Annotated in this window: 5 protein-coding genes; all 5 read right to left on the bottom strand. The window is 63.0% G+C overall.

Features of this window, described 5'->3' with window-relative positions:
* Positions 1-19: 19 nt before the first annotated feature.
* Positions 20-1963, bottom strand: a complete 1944-nt coding sequence (locus ACXIUA_RS09750) for an alpha/beta hydrolase-fold protein (protein ID WP_457976707.1) — start codon at positions 1961-1963, stop codon at positions 20-22.
* 409 nt (positions 1964-2372) lie between these two features.
* Complete coding sequence (locus ACXIUA_RS09745) at positions 2373-2612, bottom strand: hypothetical protein (RefSeq protein ID WP_457976706.1); 240 nt, start codon at positions 2610-2612, stop codon at positions 2373-2375.
* Entirely contained in the window at positions 2599-4122 is a 1524-nt protein-coding gene (locus tag ACXIUA_RS09740) for an AMP-binding protein (RefSeq protein ID WP_457976704.1), read from the bottom strand. Before ACXIUA_RS09740 ends, ACXIUA_RS09745 begins: the two co-directional genes overlap by 14 nt.
* A 40-nt stretch (positions 4123-4162) precedes the next feature.
* The gene (locus ACXIUA_RS09735; protein WP_457976703.1) at positions 4163-5092 is read right to left on the bottom strand and encodes a cutinase family protein; all 930 of its coding nucleotides are present in this window, start codon (positions 5090-5092) and stop codon (positions 4163-4165) included.
* Positions 5093-5101: 9 nt separating this feature from the next.
* Positions 5102-5569 (bottom strand): DUF732 domain-containing protein (locus tag ACXIUA_RS09730; RefSeq protein WP_070479656.1); only part of this gene is annotated, 468 nt, incomplete at its 5' end.

The following is a 5569-nucleotide window of genomic DNA, read 5'->3' as shown; positions in this document are numbered from 1 at the left end:
CGCCGCTCCTTACTTCCTGTTACTTCCGCTCGCGGACAACACCGTTGACCTGCTCCAGCGTTCCGTGCTGGAAGTCAATCACCAGGCCACCGGCAGGGATTTCGCGCATGTCCGAGGTCGGCCAGCCCATCGCGCCCTGCTCGTAGCCGCGCTTGCCCCACTCCTCGAAGATGTCGCCGTAGAGCACCACGTGTGCGCCAGTCTGCGGCGACCAGTAGATGTTGCCCTTCTCGAACTGCTGGAAGAACCCGCCACGGATCGCGATCTCATTGCTCTTCGGGTAGCCCAATGCGCTCGTCGCCGTGCCCAGCTCGCCGTACTTCTCGGCGATCGCGCCGTGGACAATGTTGTGGCTCTTATCCGGGTTGCGGGTCAGGAACCCGCCCTGGAACTTCTGCACGTAGCCCTTGCCCACCTGGTTCGCCTCAGCAACCGGGTACTTCAGGTCGCCCGTCTCGTAGCCGTTCTCGCCCCAGGCCTTGAACATGTCGCCAGGGATAGCGTACGCGCCGGTCTGCGGCGTCCAGTAAATAGAACCGTTCTCGAAGTGGACGAAGCGGCCAACGCCGTCTGGTGTCTTGGTCTCACCGGTGGTCGGGAAGCCGAGCCAGCTCGACGCGCCACCTAGGCCGCTGTACTTCGCCAGGATCGCGCCGAACAGCGGGTACGCACCCGTCTTCGGGGACCAGAACGCGGTACCACCACGGAAGTCCTCGGCCTTGCCCTTGCCGTCAGCGACGTCGTACTCGTTGTTCACGCAGCTGCCGATCACGCCAGACTTCGTCGCCTCAGCGATCGCGCCCACCGGATTGCAGTCCGAACCACGGTCAGCCTCCGCCAACGCCAACGCATTCGCGATGTACGGCCAGGCCTGCGTCATCTCAAACTGCCAGTACTCCCACGAGTGCACACCCGACGGACGGAACTTCACAACCGGCTTCACCGGCGTCCGCGACGCGTAATCGACGAAGGTCTGCGTCGACAAGCGAGAAATCACCTCGAGCCCGACACCAGCCGGGTTCGCAGCGCCCTTCGCCACCGACTCCGGGTTACCAAAGTCATCGCGGCCCGAGCCCGAGGACACGTACACCGTCATGTCCTTCAGCGCCTCAATGCCAAGCTTCGGGTCGTGGTCAATCCAGTCCTGCGACCCAGCCGGGCCCCACATCGCCTCCGAGTCGTAGCCGCCCGCATCCATCTGTGCGGCCTTAATCGCCGTCGGCATACCCGTGGTTGTGGTGTCCAAGTAACCAGAGAAAGAACCCACGAACTTGAACAGGTGCGGGTTACGCTCCGCCAGGTTAATCGCGGCAGTACCACCCATCGAGATACCCACCACAGCGCGGCTGTTGTTCGAGCGGAACTCATTGTTCAGCACCGGGATGAGCTCCTTCGTCAAGAAGGTCTCCCACTTGTAGTTCTTTCCGTTGTTTGGGCGCTGCCAGTCGGAGTAGAACGAAGACTCGCCGCCAACCGGCAGGATCACGTTCACGTTCTTGTCAGCGTAGAACTGCTCAATGTTCGTCTCGATGGTCCAGCCGTTCTCATCATCACGAGCACGCAGACCATCCAGCGCCCACACCTCAGGGAACTTCGCCTGCGGATTCGAGTGCCAGTCACGCGCCAGCAGGATCTGCACCTGCATCAGCTGCTCCGGCATCGCCGCCGAACGAATAAACACAGCCACGCGGCGGTTCGTCAACCACTCAATGCGGTCCACGCTCACGCCCTCAGGCAGGCCCGGGATCTGCGGGTTCTTATCAACCTCAATCGGCGTCCGCTTCGGCGGATCCGACGGACGAATATTATCCGACAGCCCACCACGGTTACTCGACAGCGGCAACGACGACTGCGCCGCAGCCGACGTCGACACCACCGGAACTAACGACGCCACCATCGGCACCGCTGCCGCAACAATCGCAGCCTTCTTCATCCGATTCATAGGGGAACGGGTCTCACGCATGAATTTCCTGCCTCAACTCTTCTTCTGGGCTTTTGCCATTTTTTGGGTGTGCACAACCAGCGCCGCGTGCTCTACGACCAACTCCGAGGGTTCCCCTCCCCCGGAATCAACCAGCGACGGCGCTAACAAATCACTCTAAAGGTTAAGTATGCCTTGAGAGTTTAGCCACCAGACACGCCGGAGCGCCACCAAGATATTTGGCTCGTGGGTGGGGTGTGTGCACCAAATTCCCTCGGCGAGGGCCTGCGAACTGGGTGTTTGCAGAACAGCGCACGAGAATCCAGGAATTTGGTGTCAGGCCAGGTGGGGTGCGCACCACATTCCCGCATGCAAGTCCGGCGACCTGGGCAAACGTAAAACCCACCCACTGAAACGCTTTATGTCAAGTGGTTGTGAACGTGGTTGGGTGTTAGATCGTGATGGGTTGTGGGGGCGGGGCGGTTTGGGTAGTGGTGCGGATGATGCTGACTTCTGCCGGAATGCCTGTGCCAGCTGCGGTGTTCGGAAGTTGTGTGATGATGCCTTGGCTGAGCGCGTTTTGCATCCCCTCCTCGCGTTGGCGTTGCAGTTTGTCCCAGGTGCCGTCGAGGATTGCTTGTGGTGGGTAGTAGTTGATTCCACTGTGGGGAGTGGCGTTATAGACCGGCACCCATTCGTTGAGCCAGTTTTTGGCGTGGCCGAGTGTGGCAAACGTTTTCGGGTAGTAGGTTGTAGAGGTGGCCGTCGAGAAGCGTGCCGAGGTCCCCTGTTGTCAGCCAGCCGTCCTTCGGCAGGCCTTCCTGGAGCGTGGCGCCGATGGTGTTGCCGAAGGTGTCGGCGGTGTCGCGCGCGCGGTCCTGGTAGCCGAGGGCGATGTTCGGGCCGTGTGCCCACAGCTCGCCGATGGTGCCAGGCGCGACCTCGTCGTGGGTCTGCGGGTCGACGACGGCGAAGTGCATCCATGACACCGGCTGGCCGTTGGAGGCCATCACAACGCCGCCATCTGTCTCTACCGCAAGCCCCTCGGTGAGCTTGTCACGGTCGAGGGTGACGAACTTGGGGCGGTCCGGGGTCTGCGGGGTGGAAACGAGCAGGGTCGCCTCCGCGAGCCCGTAGGAGGGGCGCATCGCTTTGCGGTCCAGGTTGAAGCCCTCGTAGGCCGCAATGAAGCTGTCGACGCTCGGCTTCGTCACCGGCTCAGAACCGATGACGAGGGCGTCGAGGACGGACAGGTCCAGGTCCTGCGGCGCGTGCCCGACGGCACGAGCGCACAGCTCGAGCGCGAAGTTGGGCGCCGCGGTGAAGACGTGGATGTCCTCCGGGTCGCTCTCGCAGCGACCGAGGCGTTCCACCCAGCGCATCGGCTGCTGGATGAAGTCACGCGGGGTGAATAGCTCGAACTCGCTACCAAGGATGATCAGCATCATCGAGATGATGATGCCCATGTCGTGGTGCAGTGGCAGCCAGCACGGCACGCGCATCGGCTGTTCCAGCTTCGCCGCCGTATAGATCTGGATGACGTTAGACACGATGGACTCGTTGGTGAGCATCACGCCTGCCGGGTTGCGGGTGGAGCCGGAGGTGTACTGCAGGAAGGACACATGGTCCGACGTATCGACGTCCCCCTCCACCTGTCCGGCCACCCAGCCGGCAGCGAGCGTGTCCGGCAGCGCGTCGACCGCGATGATGCGCGGGCGTTCTTTGCCCGGCAGCTCCGCGAAGAAAGCGCGCACTGCTGGCGCGCCCTGCTTGTTGGTGAGCACCACGTTGGCCTCGGCGTCGGCGAGGACGGCGCGCAGGTGGCCTTCGTGGCCTGGCTCGGTCGGGTCGTAGAGCGGCACCGGGATCTGGCCAGCGTACATGGCACCCATGAATCCGAAGATGTACTCGGGGCAGTTGCCCGCCAGGATGGCCACGCGGTCCCCCGGTGCGCCGATCTGCTGCAGGCGCGCCGCTACCGACTTGATCCGCGTGTTCACTTCCGCGCGCGTGAACGTACGCAGCGCCCCGTCCGGGTCCACGGAGTAGTCCCACGAGCGGATATTGATGGTGTCTGTCGCACCGGCTTGTGCCGCCGCCCCGTAGAGCATCTCGGTCAGGGCCGGGATGGTGAAGTTCGGCGGGAGTTTGATCTGGCCGGTTTCGTCAATAAACCGCTGAATCAGTGCTTGGAGATCCATGGGCACTCCTTGTTGTCAGGTCCTAGAATCTAGTTAGTTTCTAGAAAGAATCAATTACGGACATTGCCCAATCTACAGCCCATTGCGGCGTAGTGGTACCCGGAATCACATCCGGGTTCGAGGCATACATCGCGTGATTGCCGTTAGCCAGCAACAACGCAGCCGCGCGATCCACAGCATTTCCGACATTCTGCGGCGCGTCACAGATCGAATCGTTCGGCGCACAAATCTCATACGCGCGGTCAGCCACCTGGCCGAAGCCACCCTGCCGCGCACCGGTCATCGTCGCGCCCGGCGTCGCCGCGCTGACAACCATCTGCAGCGGGCGCAGCGCAATCTCAGCTCCAACGCCACGCAGCTCAACACCAGGATTCACGCCGACGCCGTTCTCACGGCGCCCGTCCGCAATCATCAGCGAACCCAGCAGACGCTCCGGCGGCAACGCGTGCGTGCCTGCGCCAATCTGGCTCGTAATATCGCCCGCAATCACTGCGCCCTGGGAGAAACCAGCCACAATGAACTTCGTCGACGGACACTGCTCCGCCACGAACGCGATCTCGCCGTTCGCGCGCGCCGTGCCCTCAGCGCGGGACTCGTCGTAGCTCATCTCGTTGCGGCCCTGCGGAGTCTGGATGTTCCGGAACTGCGCCGTGTACGGCACCGTGAACACGCGCACCTGGTCAATCGGGTAGCGCTCCTGCAGCGGGTTCGTAATCGACAGCATGAAGCTGTTCGGGTTCGCCTGCGGGGCGAAGGGGTCGTCGTCAATTGACGATTCCCACGTGCCCGGAATCGAGACGAACTCCACCGCCGGGCACCAATCTGGCTCCTGGCGCGCCTCCGTCGACGTGCCCGGCTCACCCGGCTCAACGACACTCGGCCCGTCCTGGTTCTTGAGCCACTGGAATACCCCCAGCCCAATCGCCGCGAGCACCACAATGACCGCAGCTACAACGCCTGCTCTGCGCATATTACTCCCTTACTTGCACAGCTTGGACTGCGCGGTTTCACCAATCAGCGCCGCCACGGCATTCGCATCCAAATCGGTGCGGCGCTGCTCTACCAACTGCCCCGCAACCGCATCGCGCGTCACGGAGTCACCATTGCACACCGTCGCGCCCGTCGCCGTCAACTGATCCTCGACGCCCTTCACGTTCACACCGCTTTGCTGCAGCTGGTCAAGGAACGCCTGCTCCTTCGGGCTAAACGTCGGCGCCTGCTCCGGAATCGAGGTCACCTCGCGCGCCGGCTGATCCGCCGGGCCCTGGTTTTTCGACGCCGGCTTCGCTCCCTCCGACGTCGTCGCCTTCGCAGTGCCAGACGCCGACGACGTTGCCGTCGGCGGGGCCTGCGTCGCCGTTACGTCATCGCTTTCCACCGTCGTGCCACCGCAGGCCGCCAAGCCCAACGCGAGGCAGAGGCTTGCGCTCGTCAGCAGTCGCTTCAT

This window comes from Corynebacterium sp. UMB8791 (genome assembly GCF_054166365.1).
The sequence above is the reverse complement of the archived record's forward strand: the minus strand, read 5'-3'. Positions and strand labels throughout refer to the sequence as shown.